General features: G+C 44.4%; 19 protein-coding genes, 2 pseudogenes, 1 riboswitch and 1 other annotated feature. Of the genes and pseudogenes, 15 read left to right on the top strand and 6 right to left on the bottom strand.

What is annotated here, in order from left to right; translation table 11 throughout:
- The first annotated feature begins 9 nt into the window (after positions 1-9).
- From ACBP55_RS31105 to ACBP55_RS31075, 7 genes and pseudogenes are all read left to right on the top strand, one after another.
- Positions 10-3,186 carry a glycosyltransferase family 39 protein gene (locus tag ACBP55_RS31105; RefSeq protein ID WP_464647199.1) on the top strand — a complete coding sequence of 1,059 codons (3,177 nt, stop codon included), beginning with the start codon at positions 10-12 and terminating at the stop codon, positions 3,184-3,186.
- Positions 3,187-3,244: 58 nt separating this feature from the next.
- Positions 3,245-3,793 (top strand): NADPH-dependent FMN reductase, encoded by a 549-nt coding sequence (gene ssuE / locus ACBP55_RS31100; protein ID WP_464647197.1) that lies wholly within the window; start codon positions 3,245-3,247, stop codon positions 3,791-3,793.
- Between the two features lie 204 nt (positions 3,794-3,997).
- On the top strand, positions 3,998-5,815 hold the full coding sequence (locus ACBP55_RS31095; RefSeq protein WP_464647195.1) for a sensor histidine kinase: 1,818 nt from the start codon (positions 3,998-4,000) through the stop codon (positions 5,813-5,815).
- 1 nt (position 5,816) lies between these two features.
- On the top strand, positions 5,817-7,439 hold the full coding sequence (locus ACBP55_RS31090) for a response regulator (protein ID WP_464647193.1): 1,623 nt from the start codon (positions 5,817-5,819) through the stop codon (positions 7,437-7,439).
- A 126-nt stretch (positions 7,440-7,565) separates the two neighbouring features.
- On the top strand, positions 7,566-8,411 hold the full coding sequence (locus ACBP55_RS31085; RefSeq protein WP_464647191.1) for a PstS family phosphate ABC transporter substrate-binding protein: 846 nt from the start codon (positions 7,566-7,568) through the stop codon (positions 8,409-8,411).
- A 52-nt stretch (positions 8,412-8,463) separates the two neighbouring features.
- A complete protein-coding gene (locus ACBP55_RS31080; RefSeq protein WP_464647189.1) occupies positions 8,464-9,093 on the top strand; it encodes a copper amine oxidase N-terminal domain-containing protein in 630 nt (209 codons plus the stop codon).
- A 175-nt stretch (positions 9,094-9,268) separates the two neighbouring features.
- Positions 9,269-10,169, top strand: a pseudogene (locus ACBP55_RS31075) (5'-3' exonuclease).
- Positions 10,170-10,216: 47 nt separating this feature from the next.
- Here ACBP55_RS31075 and ACBP55_RS31070 read toward each other — a convergent pair.
- A complete protein-coding gene (locus ACBP55_RS31070; RefSeq protein WP_464647187.1) occupies positions 10,217-11,191 on the bottom strand; it encodes an aldo/keto reductase family protein in 975 nt (324 codons plus the stop codon).
- A 101-nt stretch (positions 11,192-11,292) separates the two neighbouring features.
- A complete protein-coding gene (locus ACBP55_RS31065) occupies positions 11,293-12,138 on the bottom strand; it encodes an AraC family transcriptional regulator (protein WP_464647185.1) in 846 nt (281 codons plus the stop codon).
- A 176-nt stretch (positions 12,139-12,314) separates the two neighbouring features.
- Here ACBP55_RS31065 and ACBP55_RS31060 point away from each other — a divergent pair, with 176 nt between their 5' ends.
- Positions 12,315-13,799 carry a tagaturonate epimerase family protein gene (locus ACBP55_RS31060; protein WP_464647183.1) on the top strand — a complete coding sequence of 495 codons (1,485 nt, stop codon included), beginning with the start codon at positions 12,315-12,317 and terminating at the stop codon, positions 13,797-13,799.
- Positions 13,800-14,236: 437 nt separating this feature from the next.
- Here ACBP55_RS31060 and ACBP55_RS31055 read toward each other — a convergent pair whose 3' ends face one another.
- Together ACBP55_RS31055 and ACBP55_RS31050 are read right to left on the bottom strand one after the other, a co-directional pair.
- Entirely contained in the window at positions 14,237-14,545 is a 309-nt protein-coding gene (locus ACBP55_RS31055) for a hypothetical protein (protein WP_464647181.1), read from the bottom strand.
- A gap of 53 nt (positions 14,546-14,598) precedes the next feature.
- The gene (locus tag ACBP55_RS31050; RefSeq protein ID WP_029194108.1) at positions 14,599-14,892 is read right to left on the bottom strand and encodes a DUF3055 domain-containing protein; all 294 of its coding nucleotides are present in this window, start codon (positions 14,890-14,892) and stop codon (positions 14,599-14,601) included.
- Between the two features lie 198 nt (positions 14,893-15,090).
- Between ACBP55_RS31050 and ACBP55_RS31045 the strand changes: the two genes are divergently transcribed.
- A complete protein-coding gene (locus ACBP55_RS31045; RefSeq protein ID WP_464647179.1) occupies positions 15,091-16,104 on the top strand; it encodes an HRDC domain-containing protein in 1,014 nt (337 codons plus the stop codon).
- Positions 16,105-16,176: 72 nt separating this feature from the next.
- Positions 16,177-16,429: a binding site (T-box leader), on the top strand.
- 55 nt (positions 16,430-16,484) lie between these two features.
- On the top strand, positions 16,485-17,741 hold the full coding sequence (tyrS, locus tag ACBP55_RS31040; RefSeq protein ID WP_464653469.1) for a tyrosine--tRNA ligase: 1,257 nt from the start codon (positions 16,485-16,487) through the stop codon (positions 17,739-17,741).
- Between the two features lie 74 nt (positions 17,742-17,815).
- Here the strand turns inward: tyrS and corA are convergent, their stop codons facing one another.
- Positions 17,816-18,751 carry a magnesium/cobalt transporter CorA gene (gene corA, locus ACBP55_RS31035; RefSeq protein WP_029194111.1) on the bottom strand — a complete coding sequence of 312 codons (936 nt, stop codon included), beginning with the start codon at positions 18,749-18,751 and terminating at the stop codon, positions 17,816-17,818.
- A gap of 303 nt (positions 18,752-19,054) precedes the next feature.
- On the bottom strand, positions 19,055-19,282 hold the full coding sequence (locus tag ACBP55_RS31030) for a hypothetical protein (protein WP_029194112.1): 228 nt from the start codon (positions 19,280-19,282) through the stop codon (positions 19,055-19,057).
- A gap of 246 nt (positions 19,283-19,528) precedes the next feature.
- Positions 19,529-19,657, top strand: a riboswitch (SAM riboswitch).
- A 102-nt stretch (positions 19,658-19,759) separates the two neighbouring features.
- Here ACBP55_RS31030 and metA point away from each other — a divergent pair.
- The 5 genes and pseudogenes from metA to ACBP55_RS31005 all read left to right on the top strand — a co-directional run bounded on the left by metA (position 19,760) and on the right by ACBP55_RS31005 (position 25,789).
- Positions 19,760-20,704 carry a homoserine O-acetyltransferase MetA gene (gene metA / locus ACBP55_RS31025; RefSeq protein WP_029194113.1) on the top strand — a complete coding sequence of 315 codons (945 nt, stop codon included), beginning with the start codon at positions 19,760-19,762 and terminating at the stop codon, positions 20,702-20,704.
- 34 nt (positions 20,705-20,738) lie between these two features.
- Positions 20,739-21,909 (top strand): annotated as a pseudogene (locus ACBP55_RS31020) (aminotransferase class I/II-fold pyridoxal phosphate-dependent enzyme).
- Positions 21,906-23,078, top strand: coding sequence for a trans-sulfuration enzyme family protein (locus ACBP55_RS31015; RefSeq protein ID WP_464647176.1), 1,173 nt, complete (start codon positions 21,906-21,908; stop codon positions 23,076-23,078). Before ACBP55_RS31020 ends, ACBP55_RS31015 begins: the two are co-directional and overlap by 4 nt.
- A 136-nt stretch (positions 23,079-23,214) precedes the next feature.
- A complete protein-coding gene (gene mqnC / locus ACBP55_RS31010) occupies positions 23,215-24,351 on the top strand; it encodes a cyclic dehypoxanthinyl futalosine synthase (protein WP_464647174.1) in 1,137 nt (378 codons plus the stop codon).
- 496 nt (positions 24,352-24,847) lie between these two features.
- Positions 24,848-25,789 (top strand): putative sporulation protein YtxC, encoded by a 942-nt coding sequence (locus ACBP55_RS31005; RefSeq protein ID WP_464647172.1) that lies wholly within the window; start codon positions 24,848-24,850, stop codon positions 25,787-25,789.
- The last annotated feature ends 315 nt before the right edge of the window (positions 25,790-26,104 follow it).

Genomic DNA, 26,104 nt, shown 5'->3' with positions numbered 1-26,104 from the left:
AGCTGTGACATGGTAAGCTGGTTCAAGCAATTGTGGGGGGCTCCCCATAAATTCTTTCTTCTGGGTTTACTGCTATTAACCGCGTTATTACTAAGATTATTTCTAGCACCTCTTTGGATGGGCTATGATACTGACGTACGAACGTTCCTAGCGTGGTCGGATCGCGCATATACGGTAGGCTTATCCGGATTGTACACGAACGCCAAAGATTACTTTCTCGATTATCCTCCTGGGTATATGTATGTCCTATACCTCGTTGGTTTACTGCACCACAAACTGTCAATTCCCTGGGAAAGCGCAGGGTCACTGGTCATTCTGAAGCTTCCTGCCATTCTGGCTGATATAGTCACAGCATACCTCTTATTTCAGCTAGCGATTAGCCGCCAGGGCGGGGCACGGACGTGGATACAAGCTATTCTAATTGCTGCTTTGTTTGCCTTCAATCCAGCGATTTGGTCGAACTCCGCAATATGGGGACAGGTTGACTCTTTTTTTATGTTATTTATTCTTGCAACTTTGTTGCTGCAACAGCGGGGGAAGCTCCCACAAGCCGCGGTTTTTATAGCGTTGGCCCTTCTTCTTAAGCCGCAAGCCCTTCTTTTCGGTATTTTTCTACTTATCGACGTAATACGAAAGCGGAGCATGATGGTATTGTTGCTCAGTGTTCTTAGCGGAGCTGCAACGATGGCCGTGATTTCACTCCCTTTTGCCGTTGGCAGAGGGTATGGCTGGTTGATCGGACTATACTCAGGCACCTTAGCTTCCTATCCATACGCCTCTTTGAACGCATTCAATCTTATGGCCCTCTTGGGCGGCAATTTTATCGATATGAATAGCAAGTTCCTGCACATCTCTTATCAATGGATTGGATGGGTGCTTATGGCGCTCTCCATCGTTTATGTTTGCTATTTATATATTCGCAGCAAAGATCAGCGTGGCGCCTTATTGTATGCGGCTTTCTTATTTATCACGGCCGTATTCATATGTATGACCAAAATGCACGAGCGTTATTTGCACTACGGATTATTGCTGGCGCTAACCAGCTTCATTTACATAAAGGATCGCCGAATTCTATGGCTCTTTATTGGTTTTAGCATCACTCATTTTATTAATATTGCCGATGTGCTGTTGCGCAGTTTTCATCAGGATTATCACATTCCGAGATATGATCCTCTGATGTTGGTCGTTTCGGCCATTAATGTTATGATGTTTGCCTATGCATGTTTATTGGGATGGAGGCTTTTCGTGGAATCACAACAAGAACAGAAGGTGGAGGAGCCAGTTCCGCTGCCAACCGAGCAAGAAATTGACGCAGAAATTCATACAGAGTCCGAACGGTGGAAGGCGATTTTCAAACCAAGTAGGGATGAGGTAGAAAGAAGCACAAAGGGACGTTTTTTCACCAAAAAGGATGCGCTTTATCTTGGCGCTTTAGTGTTGGTTTACACGATAATTGCTTTATTTCATCTAGGTGGGCATAAGGCTCCCACAACGTTCTGGAAGCCAACAAGCGCAGGAGAAACGGTCATTGCGGACCTTGGCAGCTCGCACAATATTACGAGAATTAACACCTTTGCAGGTGTAGGTGAAGGGGCTTATTCGTTCTGGTTTTCACAGGATGGTACACAGTGGCAGGATCAAATATCGGTAAAATCCGACCACACCAAGGTATTCACATGGAACACAGTCGAGCCTAAGAAAGATGCGCGTTACGTTAAAATGGTCATGGATGCGCAGGAAGGAGCGGCGCTTCATCTTCATGAAATTGGTATTTTCGGAGATGGCAGCACGGCTATCTTGCCGATTGCTAAGCTATCGGAACAAGATGTAAACGCGGCTGACGAAGGAACGACAGCTAATTTGTTCGATGAACCTGCCACAGTACCGTATACGCCTACGTATATGAACGGGTCGTATTTTGATGAGATCTACCACGCAAGAACCGCCTATGAGCATCTTCATCAAATAGAGCCGTATGAAAGCACGCATCCACCGCTTGGTAAAGTACTAATGTCGATTGGCATTTATGTGTTTGGCTTGAATCCGTTTGGCTGGAGAATCATCGGAACACTGTTCGGTGTTGGCATGATTCCAATCATGTATGTGTTCGCTAAGCGAATGTTCGGCCGTTCAGAATATGCCTTTATCGCTGCTTTTCTGCTTACCTTTGATTTCATGCACTTTGCGCAGACGCGCATCGCGACGATAGATGTTTACGGCGTATTCTTCATCATGCTGATGTTCTATTTCATGTATCGTTACACAACGCTTAGCTTTTACAGGGAAAAGCTTTGGACCACGTTAATCCCTTTAGGGCTATCCGGTCTTTTCTTCGGCATTGGAGCTGCATCCAAGTGGATTGTTATCTATGGCGGAGCAGGGCTTGCTGTGCTGCTGCTCTTATCCTTATTAGAGCGGTTCGGCGAATACCGATTCGCACGAAATTTGCTGCGAAAGGCGGAAATTGAGCCTCCACTTTCAGAACCGGAGCACACCCGTCTACAGCTTGTAGAGAAGCTTTTCATACGAAACACGCTGCTTACTTTGTTGTGGTGCGTACTCACCTTTATCATCATTCCGCTAGGTGTTTATACGTTATCCTATATTCCGTTCATGATGGTTCCCGGAACGGGGCACAATCTGAAGGATGTGGTCACCTATCAAGTGCACATGTACAAATATCATAAAGATTTGGTCGCAACGCATCCTTTCTCTTCCCCTTGGTGGGAGTGGCCGATGATGCTCCGTCCGATATGGTATTATCAAGCCAAGCTCATGCCGCAGGGCATGCTTTCGAGCATCGTCTCCTTCGGGAATCCGCTAGTATGGTGGCCGGGCTTCATTGCCGTTATCCTTTCGTTTTATGTGGCAGTTACACGTAAAGATAAGCGGCTGCGGATGCTGCTAATCGCTTACTGCTCGCAGTATTTACCGTGGATTTTAGTACCAAGGCTGACATTCATTTATCACTATTTCGCAATGGTTCCATTCCTTGTGCTGATCTTAACCTATTACATCAAAGAGTATTTAGAAGAAGGACCAATACATAAGAAAAGATGGGTCTACGGATATTTAATTGCCGTATTCGTTCTGTTTGTTCTCTTCTATCCGATTCTTTCGGGGATGATCATTCCATCTAAGTATTCCTTCTTCCTCCGGTGGCTGCCGGGTTGGAATTTCTTTTAAGCAAAAAGTATTGACGTTTGTCTTTTTTTCATCCAAACCCTAATGGAGAGTGAATCACATGGCTAAAGTGGTTATTATTTCAGGAAGTCCAACACCTACATCCCGTTTGCATGGCGTTATCGAGGTGGCAAAAAGTGAACTATTGAAAGCGGGCTTGGAAGTGGAATGGATTAAAGTACGTGACATCCCGGCAGAGGATTTGTTATACGCCAAATTTGACAGCGAAGCTATTGTGAAAGCAAATGCGCATGTTGCTGAGGCAGATGCCGTATTCGTCGCTACGCCGGTCTATAAAGCCTCTTACACAGGTGTGTTAAAAGCTTTCCTCGACCTGCTCCCGCAAAAGGGCCTCGATCGCAAAGTCGTGCTTCCGTTAGCCGTCGGAGGGACGATATCTCACTTGCTCGCGATAGATTACGCTTTGAAACCAGTGCTATCTGCATTAGGCGCGCAGAATATTCTGCAAGGTGTTTATGTACTTGATAAGCAAGTGACGTGGGGGGATCAAGGACAAGCCATACTGGACGATGACATTGCAGAACGACTGCAAGAATCCGTGACGGAATTTATTCAAGAAATTAAATGGCATACGAGCCGTAACGCGTAATACATGAATTTTTTAACCAACTACCGTCACTAGTAGCTTTTACCAGTGGCGGTTTTTTGCTGTTGAAGTCAGTTATCCTTGGACCGATTTGGGGAGTGATTGCTCTAGAATAAAGGAATCACTTACTTGAAGAAGAAATTAAGTAGATGTAAGGTTATAACTTTCAGATGAATAACTACCGTATCAAAGATCGGGGGAGCGAATTTGTTATACAAACTGGCCGATCATTTCCGATTTCGTCGATGGGGCATAGCCAAAATTATGTATATTTCCTTTTTCCTTATGATTTTGCTGCCTATTTTTCTAATAACCTTCATTTCAGCGACATTGTATCATTCCATTTTAATGGAAACGATTACTTCACGGGCTACGACGACGCTTGAACTCGTTTCCTCTTCCGTAGACAATGAAGCAGTTCGAATCAAGAAGACGATAGCCTCGTTCCTTGAAAATCATGAAGTTCGTGACAATATCTCACGCATTCAAGCGAGTGGAAACTCTTCGCAAAACAGTGACTATACACAAAAACTTGACCAGCAGTTGGCAAGTTATTTTCACCACTATGCCCCTGATTCAGTTTCGGTACTCTTTTTTTACAAAAATGAAGGAGCTTATTACGATCATCAGAATCTCGGCTTAAATGAGAAAGAAATTCGAGAAAGTTCCTGGTATAAGCAGGCATTAGACTCCAAAAATAAAGTGCATATATTTGGCGCTCAAGATCAGGGAATTAAGGCTGAAGGTCTGGGAACCTCCGTCATAGCTGCGATTTCCCCAGGAGGAGACAACCCGCTACTTGATGGTATTGATTTGATCTTGTTCGTTTTTGCGGACAAAACACTGCAACAGCATTTAGCATCTCAGGTAGCGAAGTCAGGTGAATTGCTTGTTTTGAATGAAAACGCTTCCTTTGTGGTGTCTGGAAATGATATTCAGAATGATCATGGATTTTTTGAAGATCCGTACTTATTGGAGGCAATAAAGAAGGAATCGGGTTATTATGTCGCTGAGATCAACCATCAAGAGTCGTTCGTCGTATATTTGACCTCGAAAATAGGGTGGAAGTATATACGTATTATCCCTTATGAACGCTTTATCAAAAAGGTAAAAGGCGTCTACGAACAAACAATTGTAATCGGCACTGTTGGAATTATTATTTTTATTTTACTCTCGATTGTTATCGTACACCGCATTGTGAAGCCGATTCTCTCTCTGGTGAAGCAAATGAGTATAATGAAAACCGGAAATCTCAATGTACAGATGGGAGAACGCGGCCCTTTGGAAATATTTTTATTGACCAAAACATTCAATCAGATGGTGCTGCGAATGAAAGAGTTAATTTTAGAGGTTGAAGAGAAAGAAAGACAGAAAAAGCATGCGGAAATTACAGCGCTTCAATCGCAAATTAATTCTCATTTTCTATTAAATACATTAAATACAATCAAGCTGATGGCGGTCATGTCCAAGTCGCAGCATATTCATAAAATGACAGAGTCGCTGACGAAACTGCTCTCTTTTACATTCAATCGTGGAGGAGCCTACATCACAATCGAAGAAGAAATCGGACTGTTGGGGCATTATTTGAATATTATGAAGGTTCGGTACGGTGATAGCTTCGACGTTGAGATTCAAGTAGAGGAGTGTTTAAAAAGACTGCATATCCTGAAGCTGCTGCTTCAACCAGTTATTGAAAATGCGGTCATACACGGCCTCCATCGTGTAGAAGGAAGAGGGAAACTTAGCATTACAGGGGCCTATATCAACGAAAAGCTCATATGCTTTTGCATTCAGGATAACGGAGTCGGCATGTCCGAGGAGGAGCTCGTAGCCATAGAACCCCAATTCCCTAAGAAAGAGAGTTTCAACGGAATAGGGCTGCAAAACGTGCATCAACGAATTCAATTGAATTATGGTTCTGAGTATGGACTTAAAATTTCTAGCATATCTGGCGCGGGAACAAAGGTAAAGCTCTATTTACCTTTATTAATGGCACCTTTGCACCTGACTTCAGGAGGCGATTAGTATGTTACGAGTATTAATAGCGGATGACGAGCCGTTGTTTCGAATAGCGATACGGGAAATCATTTCCTGGGAGGACTATGATTGTGAGATTGCAGCGGAAGTATCCAATGGGTTAGAAGCTTTACGATATATGGAGCGATATCCTGTAGATATCGTGATTCTGGATGTTCAGATGCCGATCGTGGGTGGAATCGGTTTTTTAGAGCAGCTGGAGGAATATGAAGTGAAGCATAAACCGACGGTGATCGTGCTCAGCGCGTATTCGGATTATAGCTATGTTCGGAAGGCCTTTTTATTGGGTGCAAGCGACTATATCGTAAAAGAGGATTTGGAGGAGGCGTATGCCGCACCTATTATTGCGAAGGCGGTTGCCCATCGGAAAGAACACATGGAAGAAACAGAGCAGCAGCTTCGAGATTCGCGAATTCAACATAAACGTATGAAGGAACAAGCCTTTTTACTGGCACTGCAAAATCAAACGGTATATGAAGGTTTGCCTGATGAACAAGTAAATATGATCACGGAGTGGCGCTCAGCTTCGTTTCAAACACGCCAGGTTGTGATAAGCTTATTGGTTGATAAAACGTTCTCTGAAGAATCGAAAGATCTCGACTCCCAGAAACTGAGGTATATTTCAGTCACGATCATGCAAGTATTGGAGGCCAACTATACGGAGTCCGTCATTATTTCCCTCAATAAGGCCGAATTTGCCATCTTGGTGGTTTATCCGGGAAACGAAGGCGTGCAGCATGCGAGGCACCGAATGATCGAAACGGTGAATAAGGTCAGCAATCATCTCAAACAGTATTTGAATATATCCGTTAGTATAGGCGTATCACTTCCTTGTGCGGGGTGGACGCAATGGTTTGAGCAATATCGTACTGGAAAGCAGCTGGCCTGCCTTCGTTTTTATAACGGACTCGGACACGTTTATTTCCCGGAGGATCATTCATACAAGGCTCAAAACACGGCAGTTCCGCCTCCATGCAGCACGGGAGAACTTCTATATAAACTTGAAATGGGGGCACCAGATTGGAAGGCGGAATTCCACAAATGGATTCAACAAATTAAATCCCTCGGGGTCGTTCAGATCGATGGCATAGATCAGCAGTACAAATCGTTTCTAAGAGAATTAAGTATGTTAATTCACGCTAAAGGCTTTGCTTGGACGGATATATTGGATCTTGCTCAGTCCCCGTATGAGCAACTGGAACAGTTGGAGTGGATGCCCCAAATCCATGATTGGCTTTTGGAGGTGGTCACGAAAACTTGTGAGGTTTTGGATCACGGTAAAAAAGCGGCGGAAAGTATGCCCAGGTTGATCGATAAAGCTAAAAAATTGATTGAACGCCATTATGCGGCACCAATTTCGCTTTCTTTGGTCAGTCAACAGGTGGGGGTCAGCGAAAGCTATCTAAGTAAAGTGTTTGTAAAAGAAACGGGGGAAAATTTTAGTGACTATGTGACTCGTATCCGAATAGAGAAAGCCAAACAAATGTTGTACAGTGGTATGAAAATTTATGAGGTCGGCGAGACAGTAGGTTACCCGAATCAGACGCATTTCAGCCGAATTTTTAAGAAGGTTACCGGTAAAACGCCCATTGAGTACAAAAATAGAAAATGACCCCATCTTATATGCTTCGTGCAAAAACAGAAAAGAAAAGGACAAAAATATGCATTTGAAAGCGTATTCAGCTGCGTTAGAATTTGCATGTAAGCACACAAGCACATAAGCGAAAGGGGTTAAAAAATGAAGAAACTGCTAAAAGGATTGACAATTTTTTCTGTTGCATCCACTTTTCTAGTAGGCGGTTACGGCCATAGTGCCAAAGCGGCTGATTCGGGCATGGCTGAATGGGCGATCCCAACTCTTCCAACAAACGTAAAGCAGACGGAGGAACAAGACGCTTTTAATAAAAAGAACGGCCGTCCGCTGCCTACGCCGGAAATTTTGCAGCCATCGCTTGATCCGGAGCTGCCATCTTATAAGCCGCGTAAGGATGTCGAGCTCTCCGGCAGCTTTAAGGGCGCTTCTTCCGACGTTTTACCCGGGCAAGTTAATCTCTGGATCGACGAATTTAAGAAGTACTATCCGAAAGTGAACATAGAAATCGTACCTCCCTATGCGGGCAGTCTTGGGGCACAAGAGCTGCTTAAGGAAACTGTCCAATTCGTCTTCGTATCTCGGGAGCTAAAGCCTGAGGATGTCACAGGTTTCAAGGGGAAGTATGGATATGATCCTCTGAGCGTACCCATCTCCGGAGCCTCCTACCGTCACTTTGGGTTTCTCGATTCGATGGGATTCTATGTGAACAAAGATAATCCGATTGAGAAGCTAACGTTTGACCAGATTGATGCGCTGTACTCGTCCACCAATTATCGAGGAGGAACGGCTGCCAAAACATGGGGAGATCTCGGAGCAACCGGGGACTGGGCGGATAAACCCATACATCTCTACGGGATAAAGCCTTGGAACGGTTTCGAGGAGTTCATTCGTCAAAGAGTTTTGAGCCGTGACGGGCAGCGGGGCGAATGGAATGAAAGCATCACATTTGACAAGCTAGTTTTCCCTGGCGGCTGGCCGGGTTGCGGATGATCCTTATGGTCTTGGATATTCAGGCCTTGCTTACATCGACAGAGGCGTGAAAATGATTGCACTCGGAGAAACGGAAAGTGGACCCTTCTTTTCTCCGACTTACGAGAATGTGGCAAGTAGCAAATATCCGTTAAGCCGCCTTATTTACTTTAATGCCAATAAGCAGCCAGGTAAGGAATTGGATCCGGTGCTTAATGAGTTTTTGAAGTTTATCTTGAGTAAGGAAGGACAGCAGTTGATTCTCAAACAGGCGATCTATCTCCCGCTACGTTCAGAGCAAGTAAATGATAGTATTGCTATGGTGACCGGTGTTCCGGAAGTGAAAGTATTAATGGATAATGCCCAACAAACCTTTGTCCAGGCCCCTGTCATCAAAGACGGCAATACGTTAGTACCGCTAGGAGATATCTTTGAAAAGTTTGGAGCCAACGTTACGTGGGACGACAGCAAAAAATCTGTAACGGCAAAGAAGGGGAACATACAGCTTAAACTAACCTTGGGATCCACAAAGGTTCTAATCAACGGGGTTGAAAAATCGCTTGAGGTCCCCGTCCAAATTGTTAGAAATCCATCGAACTACAATAGCACCATGGTTCCGGTAAGATTCGTAAGCGAGGCGTTTGGTGCCAAGGTAACTTTTGATAAAGCTGCCAAAACAGTTACTGTTATTACTCAAAAATAGGACACAAATAATAAGGCGGCGAATTGTAGCTCAAGATTTCAAGTAGCCTACAAGCCGCAAAATTGAATACATGCATTATTAACCATCTACCGTCACTAGTAGCTTTTACCAGTGGCGGTTTTTTGTGTCCTGAACAACCGTTCCCATGCTATACTACAGGTAGAACTTATACGTTATGATTTATAGAATAGGAGCGATTATTTTGTCTGAAACATCATCTGAATCTGTGCTGCTGGTCGATGGCATGGCTTTATTATTTCGTGGTTATTACGCCACTTCTTCCGGTGGTTACATTATGAGAACAAGCGCCGGCACGCCGGTTAACGGGGTTTATGGTTTTCTCAAATATTTGCTAGATGCGATTCAGACGTTCAAGCCTACACATGTTGTTTGCTGCTGGGATATGGGAAGTAAGACGTTTCGTACGGAGAAATTTGATAATTACAAAGCGAATCGCGGACCTGCTCCGGAAGCTGCTCCCTCAGTTTGATTTAGTGAAGGAAGTAACAGCTAGCTTCAACATTCCAAACGTAGGTGTAGTCGGATACGAGGCGGATGATTGCATAGGCACATTGGCAAGTACATATAGTCCATCTACGAAAGTGCAGATTCTCACAGGCGATCACGATATGCTTCAGCTTGTAAATGAGAATACGGAAGTTATTATTATGAAAAAAGGTCAATCCAACTATATGGTGTATACGCTGGAGACCTTGATGGAAGAGAAAAGTCTAACTCCTGCTCAAATTATTGATCTGAAGGGTTTAACCGGAGATACGGCGGATAACTATCCTGGAGTTAAAGGAATTGGTGAAAAAACAGCGACCAAGCTGCTCATAGAATATCAGGATATTGCCGGGATTTTGGAAAATTTAGCGGCACTTCCCAAAGGTGTTCGCGCTAAAATTGAGGCGGAGATCGACATGCTGCATTTATCACGTGATTTGGCTACGATTCGCTTGGATGCACCTGTCGCTTGTGCGCTTGAGGAATGCGGATGGTCGATGGAGCGGGAGAAGGTCATTAGCAAGTTCGAGGAATTGGAATTCAAAGGTTTGATGAGATTAATTGGATAAATTCATAAAGAAGGGACAGGGCTATTATTGGCCCTGTCCCTTTATTTTTAACGTGCAGGTGAGAAATTGGCTGCTTGTTTGAGGATGACTTCGATTTGTTCCAATGTCTCGGTTCCAAGCTCAACATCAACAGCTTTCACATTCTCTTCGATCTGTTCAGGTCTAGTCGCACCGATGAGTGCAGAGCTTACGCCTGGTTGACGGAGTACCCAAGCTAGAGCAAGCTGTGCGAGAGAGATATCGAGCTGCTGAGCAACCTGTTCCAGGTCATGAACAACCTGAAGCACCTGATCATTCAGATAGCTGTTAATGAAGCTATTCACAGAATCATTAGCGGCACGACTCTCAGTCGGAATCGGCTGTCCCAACTTGTATTTACCGGTTAAAATACCTTGAGCAAGCGGTGAGAACACGACTTGACCCAATCCTTTTTGCGCTGAAACAGGCAATACTTCCCGTTCGATATAGCGCTCAAACATATTGTAAATCGGCTGATTAGAGATCAGCGGTCGTAGGCGCAAACGTTCGGCAATGCCAGCTGCTTCGGTAATTTGAGCACCGTTCCACTCACTGACAGCGGCGTACATAATTTTGCCTTGGGCAACTAAGTCGTCCAAAGAGCGAAGCGTCTCTTCCAGCGGTGTATGGATGTCATAGCGATGGCAGAAGTACAAATCGATGTACTCGACACCTAATCGTTTTAAGCTCGCTTCACACTGTTCGAAGATGTGCTTGCGGGATAAACCTCGATCATTCGGACCCTCTCCCATCGGGAAGTAGACCTTTGACGAGAGCACATAGCTTGATCTCTCATAAGGCTTCAGCGCCGCCCCCATCGCTTTCTCGCCTTCACCACGATTATAAGCATTGGCCGTATCGAAGAAATTAATACCACTTTCGAAAGCTTGCGCGATGCATGCATCTGCTGCCTTTTGTTCGGCTGCTGTTCCGTAGGTAAGCCAGCTCCCCAAGCTAATTTCACTCACTTTTAACCCACTTCGACCCACGTTCCTATACTTCATGAAATGTTATCATCCTCTCATTATGCTGCTTTGAAGTCATTATAAGAGTGGAGAGGATAGCTTGACAATGACGCACTATTTGTTGACTTAGTTACTTCCACTTAAGTAACCGCCGATTGCCGGTAGCGAAGAGGTGTCGTTTTGGTCATTTGACGGAAAACACGTCCGAACTGCACAAGTGACCCGAAGCCTACCTGCTCAGCGATCAAAATAACTTTAAGTTTCGTTGTTGTCAGAAGTCGCTGCGCTTCTTGCACACGAACGAGATTCACATATTCAACCAGTGAAAATCCGGTAATTTCCTTGAACATTCGGCTTAAATAAGCCGGGCTGATTTCGAATTGCTCAGCGAGCTCTTCCAGACGGAGAGGTTCAGGATAATGCGTATTGATGAATCTCACGATGGTAGAAATTTTCCGGTGCAGAGGGGAAACGTGTTCGGGCGATGTGGATGGATGCAAAAGGACGAAGCGGGCTGTGAATAGCAGCAGCTCAGTTAAATATTGCCGCAAGGCGAAAGTTTGCCCAAGCTGGGGCTCCTTCGCTTCATGAATCAATTTACTAAGAATGTCTTCGACCAATCGCCGAGTAGGTAGATCCAGTCGTAGAACGGGTGAAGCATGCGTGAAAGCATCAAGAAGAAATGGAGCATCCTCTTTGCTTTTTGCTACAAAGCTATCATCAAAATTAATCACAACACGTGCATGTCCTAAGTTGCCCGAGTCCGATGTCGCATGAAGCTCACGCCGATTTATAAGCACAAGGTCCCCCGGAAGAATGAGATACGAGCGATCACGAATGAAATACATACGCTCACCTTCGTACAAATAGTAAAGCTCGTACATGTCATGCATGTGTTGAGTCCTCTCGAACGAACCTGATCGATGAATATGTTGGATATAAAAGGGGCCTTCTTCTTCATTGCCGAAGGTGACAGTTCGTGACATAGGTAAGACTCCTTAGGTTCTCTATGATTATTTGAAGTATAGCATGTATTTTGTGAAAAATATGAATAGTTTTTACGGGAAATAAGAAGAGATGATGAGAAAATTTTCGTACCTTGCGATATGATTAAGCTATGAGAAATGAGTAAACGCTTGCATAACAAGGGAGGATGTTCACAATGAAACAGCTTATCGAAGCTATAAAATCAGGAAATATAACTACATTTTCTTCACCGGATGTGAAAGTGTATGCATCATCGTACACGCTGGTAGGTAATACTTCCCTTGTAATGGTGCAAACAGCAGAAGGAAAGAAGCTTATCGCTGCAGGAGAGGGAGAACTCTACGACCAGCTCATTGGGGATAACGTAGACGGCGGCAAAGTGGCTGCTTTATCACACGAAAATCGTCTGACGATTAACCAATTTATTCCATATACAGTTCCACAGGCATTTGGTACACAAGTAGCTACAATGGGTTTAGGTGATCGACTTGGGATTGCAAGCCCTGGACATATTCAAACGATTCGGGGCAAGGACATTCGCCCTGTCCTAGCGCAGCAAAGTATTCGTGAGCTCGCGCTAACAGGTCGAACTTATGAGGATGTTTTGGATGCGGCTGCTTATGCTGTATTCCAAGAGGGCTATAAGGATGGGTATGGCGCAGACGGCGACCATTTGAAGAAAGAAGAGGACATCGAGTACGCGCTGCGTCTTGGTTTTACGATGTTAACACTGGATTGCTCGGAAAATATCGACAATACCATTGAATCTATGTCGGAAGCAGGAATCGCTGCAAAATATGAACAGCTGCCAGTTAGTTTGCGCAATCATTATGAAAAGCGTTACCTAGAGACAGCAGCTAATGTTCCCGGAGCAATGTTAGCGTATACGTCACAGGCGCTTAAGAAAGATGTGCTAATCTACGACGCAGCAATCAATTTCATGGAAGGCATCTTCCGTAAATATATCGCGCCGCTTGATCGCGCTGTCGATTTTGAAATCTCTATCGATGAAACGGCTACGCCGACATCGCCTGAAGCGCACTATTTGGTAGCTAATGAGCTTCGCGACCGCGGTGTTACGATTTTCAGCATGGCGCCGCGCTTCTGCGGGGAATTCCAGAAGGGCATTGACTATATCGGCGACATCGCTCAGTTTGAGCGTGAGTTAGCAAGCCATGCCGCGATTGCCGTGCATTTCGAATACAAGCTGAGTATTCATTCCGGCAGCGATAAGTTCAGCGTATTCCCGCTTATAGGGAAGTACACGAACGGCCTGTTCCATATCAAAACAGCAGGAACGAACTGGCTCGAAGCGGTACGTGTCGTAGCGAAGGTTAATCCTTTCCTGTACCGCCGCATGCATCAGTATGCGCTTGAGCATTTTGCAGAAGCAACTGCTTATTACCATGTTACGACAGACATCGGGGCTATCGCTCCACTTGCTGATGTGACGGATGCGGGTCTGCCGGATTATATGGAAGACAACAATGCTCGCCAACTGCTGCACATTACGTATGGCTTGCTCCTTCAAGCGAAGAATGCCGATGGTAGCAAGCAATTTGCGGACGAATTCTTCCAGACGCTAGCTGAGCAAGAAGAGACCTTCGCAGAAGGTCTTCGTTATCACATTGGCAGACATTTAGAGCTGTTGGGTAAATAGAGGGAATAAGCAGATTTTCTGATACATGGAGGGAATTTTAACCCTGCCCCGGCCGGGCAGGAAGTTTCGGTTGCTGTGGACCCTGCCAATGCTTCATTGGAGGTTAATCCCCGATGACTCATTTGCATTTCAGCACTCCCCTTTTTCAAGTAAAATATGTTAGATTGTTGTAGTAAATACAACAATAGCTCCCTCTAAAAGGGTAGAAGGTAAGAGATGTTATACGCCATACAACAATTTCTATTAAATCGAGTGAAATAACCCCTTTTTAGGTAAAAATGTTGCATTTTCTACAACTATGGTAAGCTTTACTCACTAAAGTGAAGAAAATTGTTGTACGTTTTGCAACTTGATGGGTTCTATCTCACATCTAATAAACAAAAAGCGAGCCAAACATTTGAAATTTCAACGTTTGGCTCGCTTATTTTTATAAGAGCTTACTCTTCATTTGTAAGCTCATTTCGATAATCGTCTTCACCTGGATAGTCCCGCTTAATGCCTTCATGCAGCTCGCGATTTTCGTAAGAAAATGGATTCGACGGACGTTGATCCTTGCGCCAGGGTGAGCTCTTTCCCAGCGATTCTGTATTTAGGCTAGTGCCATAAGGACCCTCTGGGAATTCCTCTGGAATTAAGTCATTACGCTGCGACTCAACCGTCTCCAGATCAATAAAGTCATCGCGGTATTCAGGGATGAAGCCTTTTGCTTCTGATTTCTTAGCTAGTTGGGGGGATTCGTCAATCATGGATAAAGCCTCCTTATGTTGCTATGCTTTTTCCAGTTTCCCCCGCAGACAGCTTAAATATCCGTGAAATGAATGGAACCAATAATTTGCGACAAGAATTCATTAAGTTCTTGCGCTTGTTCCTCATTCAGTTTATACACATGTTCTAAATACCCTTCTTCAGCCAGATCATCTGGACCAATAACAGCGCTGCGTCCGGATTGCAAATCAATAACAAGCTTCTTGCCGAAATAACGGGATGTAGTCATAATTGCAAGATCAAATCGGTGTAATGCGTTGCCAACAAAACAAACGAAACGCGTTGTTGTTTCTTCCTGATGGTCGTATAAAAAGTCATAATCAGACATGAGGGCCCTCCATTCACTTTCTAGTATGTACCCCATTATAACCGAAAAAAGCTCGTCAACAAAACATATCTTGCGCCCATCTGACAAACATGGTATGATTTGGATATTAGAAAAAGGGAAGCACCTTTTCAGCTAACGCTGAAGGGGTGCTTTTTCGTTTTTCTGAACTATTTTTAGTTACCGTTTGGAGGAGAAGGCATGAATATTGTATTTCTGAACACATTGGAGAAAGAAGCGGGGGATCATCGCGTTACATCGGCCCAAGTGTCGATTGGGGAAGAACAAGGCATTTGGAATGTTTATTGGAATGAGCCTGATAACGCTGGCAAAATTCAGCAAGATCAGTGGTATCAAGGGGTGAGCTGGGATGAGATGCTGAGTGCTTTCCGTCAGGGGCTGCGGGATAAAGTACGTTCCGGTTTCCGTCCGCTTGTTAGTACAGATTTGGAATCAGCGCAAGGACTGTCAGGCAAAGCTAGAATGACACAGATGCTGACCTACTACTGCGAAGAAAATCCAAGTGAGGAAGTGTACGAAACGCTCCGCGCTTGGCGGCGCGAACAAGCTGCTCGTGAGGGGAAAGCACCGTATATTCTCGCTACGAATCGTGTCCTTCGCATGATCTCCGTCTTCCTGCCTCAGAGCAAGGAAGAGCTGCAGCAAATTCCTGGCTTCGGCGAGCAGAAGACGACCATGTACGCAGCAGATGTGCTCAATCTCACTGCTGAGTATACACGTTCGAATGGCTTTCCGTTAGATTGGGTAGCTAAAAGCGTAGACACAGTGAAGTTCGAGGCTTGGCTCCACGCACAGAAGGAGCAAAAGCTGCGTACTGAGCTTGACCGCGAGGTTAGCAAGCGCAAACTTCTTGAGGTTGTTGCCGGCGGAGGAAGCTTGGCGGATTTGCAAGCCGTGCTAACGATGCCGCGCAGGGAACTGCTGCTTTGGGTGGAGGATTTGGAGCGTGAGGGATACGATATGGATCCGCTTGTAGAGGCGGAGCTGGCTTCGATCCCGGAAGAAGAACAAATCAAAGCCTGGAATGCCTTCGAATCGGAAGGTGATCGCTACCTGAAGCCGGTGCTGCAGCGCATCATCGGCACGGAGGAGCTCAAAGGCAAAGAACTCGACCGCGCCTATGAGTGGCTGCGCTTGCTTCGTTTGCGCTTCCGCAGGGAGAAGGAAAGGTTTGCTTCTCAAGCAGCGAGCTAGTTGGTGTTGACTTTGGTTAGGATTATATGATTAAATGGTCATTAATCTAAATATCAAGGAAAGCGATGACGAACATGGGCTATGCCCAAAGTAGGAGAAATGCCGCTGCTGCAGAGAGTCGGTGTAGGGTGCAAACCGATGCAAGTATGGCTCCGAATTACAGTTCTGAGTTGGTTAAGGGAACATGCTCGTTAGAGCATCAGTAGCTTTTACCCGGCATTCATTTGTCGTTATGAAACTAAGTGAAAGAGAAATTTGCGAATGAGAGCGCGAATCCTTCTCTTTAATTAGGGTGGTACCGCGAGACAACCTTCTCGTCCCTTTGTGGACGCGCAGGTTGTCTTTTTTGTTTTATCATGATGAGGAGGGATTAAACAATGTTGACATGGGATCAGCTTACCGAAATACAGCAGCAGGAAGTGGAACGACAATTGCTTGTCATTGGGCGGGGCGCTGCCGAAATTGTGCCAGAGGATGCACTAAAGCAAAAGATCATGCACGCTGTGGTTACCGGAAATCCGTTAAAAGTGAAGCTCGGCTTAGATCCATCTGCGCCCGATATTCACATTGGTCACACCGTTGTTTTGCAGAAGCTGCGTCAATTTCAAGATTTGGGACATGAGGTTCAACTCATTATTGGTGATTTCACAGGGCGCATCGGGGATCCAACCGGAAAGTCAGAGACTCGCAAACAGCTGTCAGAGGACGATGTTAAGCACAATGCGCAAACGTATCAGACGCAATTATCCAAAATATTAGATTTATCCAAGACCACCTTTTACTACAACTCATCTTGGCTTGGAGCGCTTAAATTCGATGATGTGCTGAGGCTGGCAGGTAAAGTAACTGTTGCCCGAATGCTGGAGCGGGACGATTTTGCCAAAAGGTACGCGGCTAATCAGCCGATTCATGTTCATGAGTTTTTCTACCCTTTAATGCAGGGCTATGACTCAGTTTCTCTAGAAAGTGACATTGAGCTAGGCGGAACGGATCAAACCTTCAATATTTTGATGGGCCGAACGCTCCAAAGTGCTTATGAGATTAAAGATGGACAAGTGGCGATTCTAATGCCGCTGCTCGAAGGCTTGGACGGTGTTCAAAAAATGAGCAAAAGCTTGCGAAATTACATTGGCATCGATGAGCTTCCTAACGAAATTTTCGGCAAAACGATGTCGATTCCGGATTCGCTTATGACCAAGTACTACGAATTAACAACATCCATCTCGAATGATTCTCTGGATGATCTCAAACGAGGGTTAGAAACAGGTGCCATCCATCCGAGAGATGCCAAGATGAAGCTGGCTAAGGAATATGTACAAATGTATCATGGTGCGCAGGCGGCAGAAGAAGCAGAGCAGCATTTCATTACTGTGTTCCAAAAGCGAGCTTTGCCCGAAGACATTGAAGAAATGACTCTAAGCATCAGCCAGTTGGAAGATGGCCAAATCTCCATCATTAAGCTTCTCGTCTTATTAGAACTCCAGACTTCCAACGGAGAAGCAAGACGCAGTGTGGAACAAGGGGCAGTGAAGATCAATGAACAGAAGATTATGCAAATTCATGAACAAATAACCCCAAAGGATGGGGATATTATTCAAGTGGGGAAACGTAAGTTTGTTAAATTGAAGCTGATTTAAATAAGCAAAAAGGGCTCCTTGATAGCAGCATTCTGCTCCAAGAAGCCCTCACTCTTTCCACGTTGAAAATGGATTTACAGCCATTCTTTTTTACGAAATAAGACATACATGCCTATGCCCAATGCGGCCATGAACGCCAATACAATTTCATCGCCATGAGGGACACGAAGCCCGAGAATGTTATCGAAATTCATTCCGAATACGCCTGTTATGAATGTCAATGGCATGAAGATGGTCGTGAGTGCGGTAAAAACGCGCATGATCTCATTCGCTCGGTTAGCGACGCTAGACTGATAGGCTTCTCGTAAGTTGCCCATGAGATCGCGCAGCGTATCAAAGGTATCCACGATCTTTACGGCATTTTCATAAATGTCTCCGAAATATTTTTGCAGCTGATGGTCAATCAGTCTAAGCTCTTTCTTGCCAAGTGTTCCAATGACATCACGCTGAGGAACAAGCACTTTTTTGAGCCATAGAATCTCTGAACGAAGCCCGATAATTTCATTCAAATGTGACTTTTTGGTTGCCACCAGGATATCTTCTTCCAGCTTTTCAATCTTGGCCTCGATACGGTCGCCGACCGCCACATAATTATCGACGACAAGATCGACCAGATGGTATAGGAAACGATCGGCGCTATTTACTTCCTCTTCCCAAAGGAAAGGTTTCAAAGCCCGAAGTTCATTTATTTTTTGCCTAGTAACTGTAATAATGACATGTTTGCTTAGAAATAGATTAAGTGCGCGAAGAAAAATTTCCTCATCATCAAATCGAATACTATTAATAACGATAAAATAATGGGAATCGTAGAACTCAATTTTGGGACGTTGTTCTTCTTCGCTTAAGCAATCCTCCACGGCCAAATCATGAAGATGGAACAAAGGTTGAAGGATCTCTAAGTCCTCTACCCCTGCATCAATCCAATAAAAGCCTCTTTCTGGAGGTGTAAGGGCGACAGTCACGTCATCAACCAACGTAAAAATGCCATTCTGAACCCACCGTGTTTTCATCTGATCCACCCCTTTGAATGGAATCAGTCGGTTAGTTCATCATTTTAGAGCAAGGCTCCGAATGAAGGAATAACCGACTGCATTCCTACACTATTAAATTGTTTAAGATCCTTGCAGGTTCTACTCCTCGGTTCTCCGTCCAAACGTATGCCCTCCTTTTTCGTCCGTGTCGAATACTTGTCTAGTATAACCCTTCATATATCACGTTTCAAGCTATAAAAGTTTGCAGAAACTGGGTAAATTGTTGTTTAGATAACGTATGGAAATAACGCTCAGTCGGTGTCAAAAAAATAGCCACCATGATTACATGGCGGCTTTCAAAATTTTGTTTTTAATTTCTTTGTAAATTTCAATTAATTCAGGATCACCGCGCTGCAGCAGTTCTTCTTCACTGTTAGCACCATAGATACGGCATAACAGGGCAGCAGCATCCTCTGCTTGTTGAATCGTTGGTTTTGTGGTTTCAATCAGGGTGAAAAAGCGATTTAATGAAGCAAAAGCGGAGAAGCTATCGATCGTTTGGGTTGACATAAATGACCTCTTTTCATGAAAAATGATTTTATCCACAGAGTGTTGTTATATATATGAACGATTTAATATCATATAACCCGTTTTTAATCGTGTTTAAACATATTTGTTTGATACATTTTGTATCAATGGTATCATAAGGGGACAAACTGTTGCAATTTCTTTGCCCGAATTTCTTTTGAGAAGCGTTTCATGCCTTGACTTTGGGTGAATTTATAGTATGATAATTTTAATCGCATACGTTACATTTTCTTATCAAGAGTAGGTGGAGGGACTAGCCCTATGACACCCGGCAACCGACAAACCTTTGCAAGCAAAGGGGAGCACGGTGCTAATTCTTGCGGAAACGCTGATTACAGCGAATCTGGGAGATAAGAGAAGGACATTGACTTTGATTTTCCATGGCCTTTCTCTGATTCCAGAGAAGGTCATTTTTGCATTTATTTTCCAAAATAAAACTTATGAAGAGGAGTGAACAGGATGCCGATCAAGATTCCTGACAACCTGCCTGCCAAAGAAATTTTAAACCAAGAGAATATCTTCACCATGGACGAATCTGTCGCGTATCACCAGGATATACGTCCACTTCGGATTGCTTTATTGAATTTGATGCCAACCAAAGAAACGACGGAGACGCAGCTGCTGCGCTTAATCGGGAATACGCCATTGCAGGTGGAATTCGTGCTTCTGCATCCTAAAACTCATACTTCTAAGAACACTTCCGTCGAGCATTTGGAAATGTTTTATAAAACATTTGACGATATTAAAGATGAAAAGCTGGATGGTATGATTATCACGGGTGCTCCTGTGGAACAGATGGAATTTGAAGATGTGAATTACTGGGAGGAATTGACGCAAATCCTGAATTGGAGTAAGAACAACGTCACTTCTACCTTGCATATTTGCTGGGCAGCACAAGCAGGCTTATATCATCATTTTGGTGTGCGAAAGTTTGCGCTCGATAACAAGATGTTCGGTGTATTTCCTCATACCGTTCAGGTACCGAATACTAAGCTGCTGCGCGGCTTTGATGAAGTATTTTATGTACCGCAATCTCGTCATACGGATATTCGTCGTGAAGACATTGAACAATGTCCAGATTTGGAGATTTTATCGGAATCTGAAGAATCCGGTGTTTATATCGCTGCAACGCGAGATGGGAAGCATATTTTCGTAACAGGACATTCCGAATATGATGCTTGTTCATTGAAATGGGAGTACGATCGGGATGTGAGTAAAGGGCTTTCGATTGATATCCCCAAAAATTATTATCCGAATAACGACCCGAGTAGACAGCCTTATAATACTTGGAGAGCGCATGCGAATCTCCTGTTCTCTAATTGGTTGAATTACTATGTCTATCAAGAAACACCATTTGAATTGAACGCTAATATCAACGAAAGCTTGGCAAGCTCGCAATTGTAATCAGAACCCATACCCTGAGGAGGAACTCCCTTTGTTGAAAATCGAAAGTCGTCTCGCCCAAATTGGCTCTATTCAAGAACCCGTTACTGGAGCTGTCAGCTTCCCAGTCTACCAAGCTACTGCGTTCCGTCATCCGAAGCTTGGGCAAAGTACAGGATTTGACTATGCACGTACCAAAAGCCCGACTCGCAAGGTGCTCGAGGATGCTATTGCTCAGTTGGAGTCAGGAGATGCGGGCTTTGCTTGTTCCTCAGGAATGGCTGCGCTGCAAACCATTTTCGCTTATTTCAGCCAAGGAGATCATCTGATTGTTTCCTTGGATCTATATGGCGGTACGTACCGTCTGCTTGAGAAAATCATGTCGCGCTTTGGTGTGACCGCTACTTATGTAGACACGAATGATTTAGACGGATTGGAAGCGGCTTATCAGCCGAATACCAAAGGGCTTGTCATTGAGACACCAACGAATCCGCTGATGATGATTACAGACCTTGAGCTTGTGTGTACTTGGGCTCGTAAGAAAGGCATCGTTTCAATTGTCGATAACACGTTATTAACGCCGTATCTTCAACGCCCAATTGAACTTGGTGCTGATATCGTCATTCATAGCGCAACCAAGTACCTCGGCGGTCATAATGACGTGCTCGCTGGTCTCATCGTGACCAAGGGCAAAGAGCTTTCGGAGCAGATGGCTTTCTTGCACAACTCCATTGGTGCTGTGCTTGGACCGCAAGACAAGCTGGCTCCTTATGAGGGGAATGAAGACGCTCGCACTTCGCATGGAGCGTCATGAGCAGAATGCAACGGCCATTGCGAAGTTCTTATTGGAACACCCGCTGATCGGTGAAGTTTACTACCCGGCGCTTGAAACGCACCCTGGTTATGCGATTCAAAATAAGCAGTCGAGTGGGAACACGGGCATTTTCTCCTTTAAAGTAACGGATGCAAGACTGATTGAACCGATTCTTCGTCACATAGAGCTTATTGCTTTCGCAGAAAGCTTAGGAGGGGTTGAATCGCTAATGACCTATCCGGCTGTACAAACCCACGCGGATATTCCACTCGAAATTCGTCAGCAGATCGGTGTAGATGACCGTCTTTTACGCTTCTCTGTTGGCATCGAGCATATTGATGATCTGATTGCGGATCTATCGAACGCCCTCAGCAAGGCGCAGGCCGAATTGGAAGGAGATTCGTTATCATGAGCCATCCACAAGATGATAAACGTAAGCCGCATGGCAAATTCGCAACGAAGCTCATTCATTTCGGTGGTGAGATCGATGAAGCGACAGGGGCATCCAGCGTGCCTCTGTACCAAGCTTCGACTTTTCATCAAGCGGACTTAGAGGTCTCGCCCGAATATGACTATACGCGTTCAGGCAATCCAACGCGCCAAGCTTTGGAAGACTACATTGCATTACTCGAAGGCGGTACGCGCGGATTTGCTTTCGCTTCGGGTATGGCAGCTATTTCATCAGCCTTCATGCTGTTATCGCAGGGTGATCATGTTATTTGTACCGAAGATGTGTATGGTGGTACCTATCGCTTGCTCACAACAATTATGAATCGTATGGGGGTTGAGTCGACATTCGTTGATATGACCGATATCGCCCAAGTACGTGCAGCACTGCGATCTAACACAAGAGCCGTATTTATCGAGACACCTTCGAATCCGACACTCCGGATAACAGACATCGCCGAAGTAGCGGCTTTTGCTAAAGAACACGAATTGCTTACGATGCTGGATAATACGTTCATGACACCTTACCATCAGCGTCCAATCGAGCTGGGTATAGATATTGTGCTGCATAGTGCAACGAAGTTCCTTGGCGGACACAGTGACGTTCTTGCTGGGCTGGCTGTGGTCGCAAACGACAGTCTAGGTCGCAGAATGAAACAAATCCAAAATGGCATGGGGAACGTACTAGGCATTCAAGATTCTTGGCTGTTGATCCGTGGTATGAAAACCTTGCGAGCTCGTATGGAAATGTCCGAAACAAGCGCCCGTAGATTGGCGCAGTGGCTTTCAGAGCAGCCTGATATTGATGTTGTTTATTACCCGGGACTTCCGAACCATCCTGGTAGAGACGTTCATGAAAAACAGTCTCTAGGCTATGGAGCCGTTGTTTCGTTCGATGTTGGTTCCGGCGAGAAAGCGAAAAAGCTATTAAGCAAAGTACGTATTCCACTCGTTGCGGTAAGCTTGGGCGCAGTGGAGAGCATCCTGTCCTATCCAGCTATGATGTCGCATGCCTCGATGCCGAAGGAAGTTCGCTTACTGCGCGGCATTACGGATGGTCTTGTGCGATATTCGGTAGGTCTTGAAGATATCGAAGACATTATTGAAGATTTGGAACAAGCCCTTCGCGGTTAGACCTCCATGAATTCGAAAAATAGTCATATTTGAAATGGAATACGCCTTGGTAAAAGCAGCATATTGCTGCTTTTTTGGCATGAATATGGTACGATGAGTGGATACAAGCCTTCAGAAAGTAAAGGAGTGAGTAGCTTTGAAACCGATTGATCGTATTTTAAATAAAGCACAGTCAGGCGGACGAATTGATATAGAAGAATGTATTACGCTTTTCGAGTCCGATCAAATAGAGAAGATTGGCGACACCGCCAATCAGATTATGAAGAAATGGCATCCCGATCCCATAACGACATTCGTCATTGGACGGAATATTAACTATACGAATATTTGTGACGTTTATTGCAGATTTTGTGCGTTTTACCGTCCACCCGGTTCATCAGAAGGTTACGTATTGCCGGATGAAACCATTTTCCAGAAGATCCAAGAGACTCTGGATGTTGATGGCACCGAAATCCTTATGCAGGGCGGCACGAATCCGAATCTTCCATTCAGCTATTACACGAATATCCTTAAAGAAATTAAGAAACGTTTTGACATTACGATGCATTCTTTCTCGCCAGCCGAAATTATGAAAATGAAAGATGTTTCAGACGGTTTATCTTTAGAGGAAGTCGTTCGTCAATTGCATGAAGCGGGACTTGATTCCTTGCCAGGCGGCGGTGCTGAAATTCTGGATGATCGCACTAGACGCAAAATTAGTAAGCTAAAAGGTTCATGGCGCGATTGGATGGACGTTATGCAAACCGCTCACAAAATTGGTATGCATACAACAGGTACCATGGTTATCGGTTTTGGCGAATCCATGGAAGAGCGCGCGCTTCATATGCTGCGTATCCGTGATGCGCAAGATGATGTTCTGTTCCAGAAGCTCAATACACCAGGCTTCCTAGCTTTTATTCCGTGGACATTCCAACCGGATAATACGAACATGAAGGCAGAGAAAGTCACGCCTGAGGAGTATTTGAAGACGCTGGCCATTAGCCGAATTATGTTGGATAACATTCCTAACTTCCAATCCTCGTGGGTGACGATGGGACCTGAAGTGGGCAAGCAAACGCTCAGCTACGGCTGCAACGACTTTGGAAGTACGATGATTGAGGAGAACGTGGTTTCCGCGGCGGGCACAACGCACAAGGTCAACGTTAACTCCACACTGCGAATCATCCGCGAAGCTGGCAAAATTCCAGCACAGCGGAATACGAAATACCAAACATTGCGTGTATTTGATGACGAGTCGCTCGTTATTGATAAGGATTTCGTGATGCAAAACTAACGAATAAAAGTTGGAGAGCAGCTTGCGGCTGCTCTCTTTTTTATTTCAAATTTTAATTGAACAAGTTATGAAAAAATTAATGTTATTTTCATGTTTTTTTCTGAAAAAGGAGTACAATTGAAGTAGTTCACAAATTAGACAAAAACGATAGGAGATGATTCTTGTGAAACTATTCAAAAATTTTCTTCAAGGATTTTTTTATGCTTTTGTCTCTATTGGTGCACTTCCGTTCTTACTTATCAAAAGTATTTTTGAATCATACTTAGGATAATACCTACAAAAAAGCCTCCAACTTGGAGGCTTTTTCTTTTAGGAAAAAGTAGAGTGGACCATTTTAACATCATGATTGAAATAAAATATCTGCGAGATTGGAATATATGAACGAAAGAATTGACAAAAAATTAATGAATGGAAATGGCAAATTGTTCGTTGTATATCTGATTCCTATCGACCATATACTCTTAGGAGGAGGACGATTGATGAAAGGAGTTAGTCTATGGAACTGTTTGCCATTGTTGTAATGAATGCCGATGAGGCCTATGTACGTTCGCTAAGCGCTCAGATAGAACGTGAGCTGCAGCTTTTACATATCGCTGAAAGTGGAGTAACAGCCCCTTTTGATTTACACGATACACATGCTTACATTCGAATAGAAGTGAGGATGAAGGATAGAGATATATCTTCCATTCACAAGGAAGTAAGGGAGGGACTAGCTAGCGTTTTGGCTGATCACATCATCGCAGAGAAAGAGTTGCCTATTTTGCGTGATTTGATCGTTAAAGAATTTAAATATGATGCCATAGACGATTTGGAAGCAATTGAAGGGTATTGTAAGCAATCCATGTGTGTGGAGACGGTCATTGATGAATTGCCTATTTTGAATGGCAGCTCAGCAAAACTTCGCCGCAAACAAATGTTAACGGAGCAGCTCGTGCAGTCTCTGGAGGAAACCCCTCGGCTAAGCTTGGATGGCTTTCTTACATTCCGTTTACAGGATTACACCGAGGAGCTGCGAGAAATAGCTGAGTATGCCATTGATGAATTTATGATGGATCGCCAGTATCAGGAGTTTATTTCTCTACTGCAGTACTTTGTTTATATTCAGGAAGCCAAAATACCCGTTGCTCATCTTATACATAAAGGCGGGCATGAGTTTGTCATTCTGAATGATCAGCTTGAACTCATAGACGCGAATGAATTCGATACAACCTTTAAGCTAGAAGTGCTTGAGAAAGATATTAATTTCGAGGATATGATTGTTAGCACACTCATTACGGTATCTCCGGCAAATATCTACATCCATACACGAGATCCCGAATTAACGATCATCAAGACGATTAGACAAATATTTGAAGATCGAACAACGGTCTGCTCCTATTGTCGGACTTGTGACATCTTCTTGGGTGAAGCCAAGAAGCAAGATCAACTGTCCCCTTGACCTTAAGTGAAGAGGCAATTATAATAGTGATCGAAGGCGTTAATATCAAAGACATGAACTTTCTGCAAGAACTGCTCAGAGAGAGGAGACTAGGCTGCAATCTCCTTCAGCTATTCAGATCGTTTACCCCTTTGTAGCCGTATTGTGGAATTCGACCTGATTTGCAGGATCGTTAGTATACAATACCGGAATCATTCCCGTTACCGAATGCTGATGAGGATTCGCCTTACCCGTGTGGGTATGCAGCGAATCGAACTAGGGTGGAACCACGAGCTGAGCGCACTCGTCCCTTTTGGGATGCAGTGTGCTTTTTTG

The organism is Paenibacillus sp. WG02, assembly GCF_055396115.1.
This window is presented reverse-complemented; position numbering and strand designations above follow the sequence as displayed.

Excerpts from the sequence above, each read along its gene's own strand:
- ACBP55_RS31105 (WP_464647199.1), top strand. The coding sequence starts at position 10 with ATGGTAAGCTGGTTCAAGCAATTGTGGGGGGCTCCCCATAAATTCTTT.
- ssuE (WP_464647197.1), top strand. The coding sequence starts at position 3,245 with ATGGCTAAAGTGGTTATTATTTCAGGAAGTCCAACACCTACATCCCGT.
- ACBP55_RS31090 (WP_464647193.1), top strand. The coding sequence starts at position 5,817 with ATGTTACGAGTATTAATAGCGGATGACGAGCCGTTGTTTCGAATAGCG.
- ACBP55_RS31085 (WP_464647191.1), top strand. The coding sequence starts at position 7,566 with ATGAAGAAACTGCTAAAAGGATTGACAATTTTTTCTGTTGCATCCACT.
- ACBP55_RS31080 (WP_464647189.1), top strand. The coding sequence starts at position 8,464 with ATGATTGCACTCGGAGAAACGGAAAGTGGACCCTTCTTTTCTCCGACT.
- ACBP55_RS31070 (WP_464647187.1), bottom strand. The coding sequence starts at position 11,191 with ATGAAGTATAGGAACGTGGGTCGAAGTGGGTTAAAAGTGAGTGAAATT.
- ACBP55_RS31065 (WP_464647185.1), bottom strand. The coding sequence starts at position 12,138 with ATGTCACGAACTGTCACCTTCGGCAATGAAGAAGAAGGCCCCTTTTAT.
- ACBP55_RS31060 (WP_464647183.1), top strand. The coding sequence starts at position 12,315 with ATGAAACAGCTTATCGAAGCTATAAAATCAGGAAATATAACTACATTT.
- ACBP55_RS31055 (WP_464647181.1), bottom strand. The coding sequence starts at position 14,545 with ATGATTGACGAATCCCCCCAACTAGCTAAGAAATCAGAAGCAAAAGGC.
- ACBP55_RS31050 (WP_029194108.1), bottom strand. The coding sequence starts at position 14,892 with ATGTCTGATTATGACTTTTTATACGACCATCAGGAAGAAACAACAACG.
- ACBP55_RS31045 (WP_464647179.1), top strand. The coding sequence starts at position 15,091 with ATGAATATTGTATTTCTGAACACATTGGAGAAAGAAGCGGGGGATCAT.
- corA (WP_029194111.1), bottom strand. The coding sequence starts at position 18,751 with ATGAAAACACGGTGGGTTCAGAATGGCATTTTTACGTTGGTTGATGAC.
- ACBP55_RS31030 (WP_029194112.1), bottom strand. The coding sequence starts at position 19,282 with ATGTCAACCCAAACGATCGATAGCTTCTCCGCTTTTGCTTCATTAAAT.
- metA (WP_029194113.1), top strand. The coding sequence starts at position 19,760 with ATGCCGATCAAGATTCCTGACAACCTGCCTGCCAAAGAAATTTTAAAC.
- ACBP55_RS31015 (WP_464647176.1), top strand. The coding sequence starts at position 21,906 with ATGAGCCATCCACAAGATGATAAACGTAAGCCGCATGGCAAATTCGCA.
- ACBP55_RS31005 (WP_464647172.1), top strand. The coding sequence starts at position 24,848 with ATGGAACTGTTTGCCATTGTTGTAATGAATGCCGATGAGGCCTATGTA.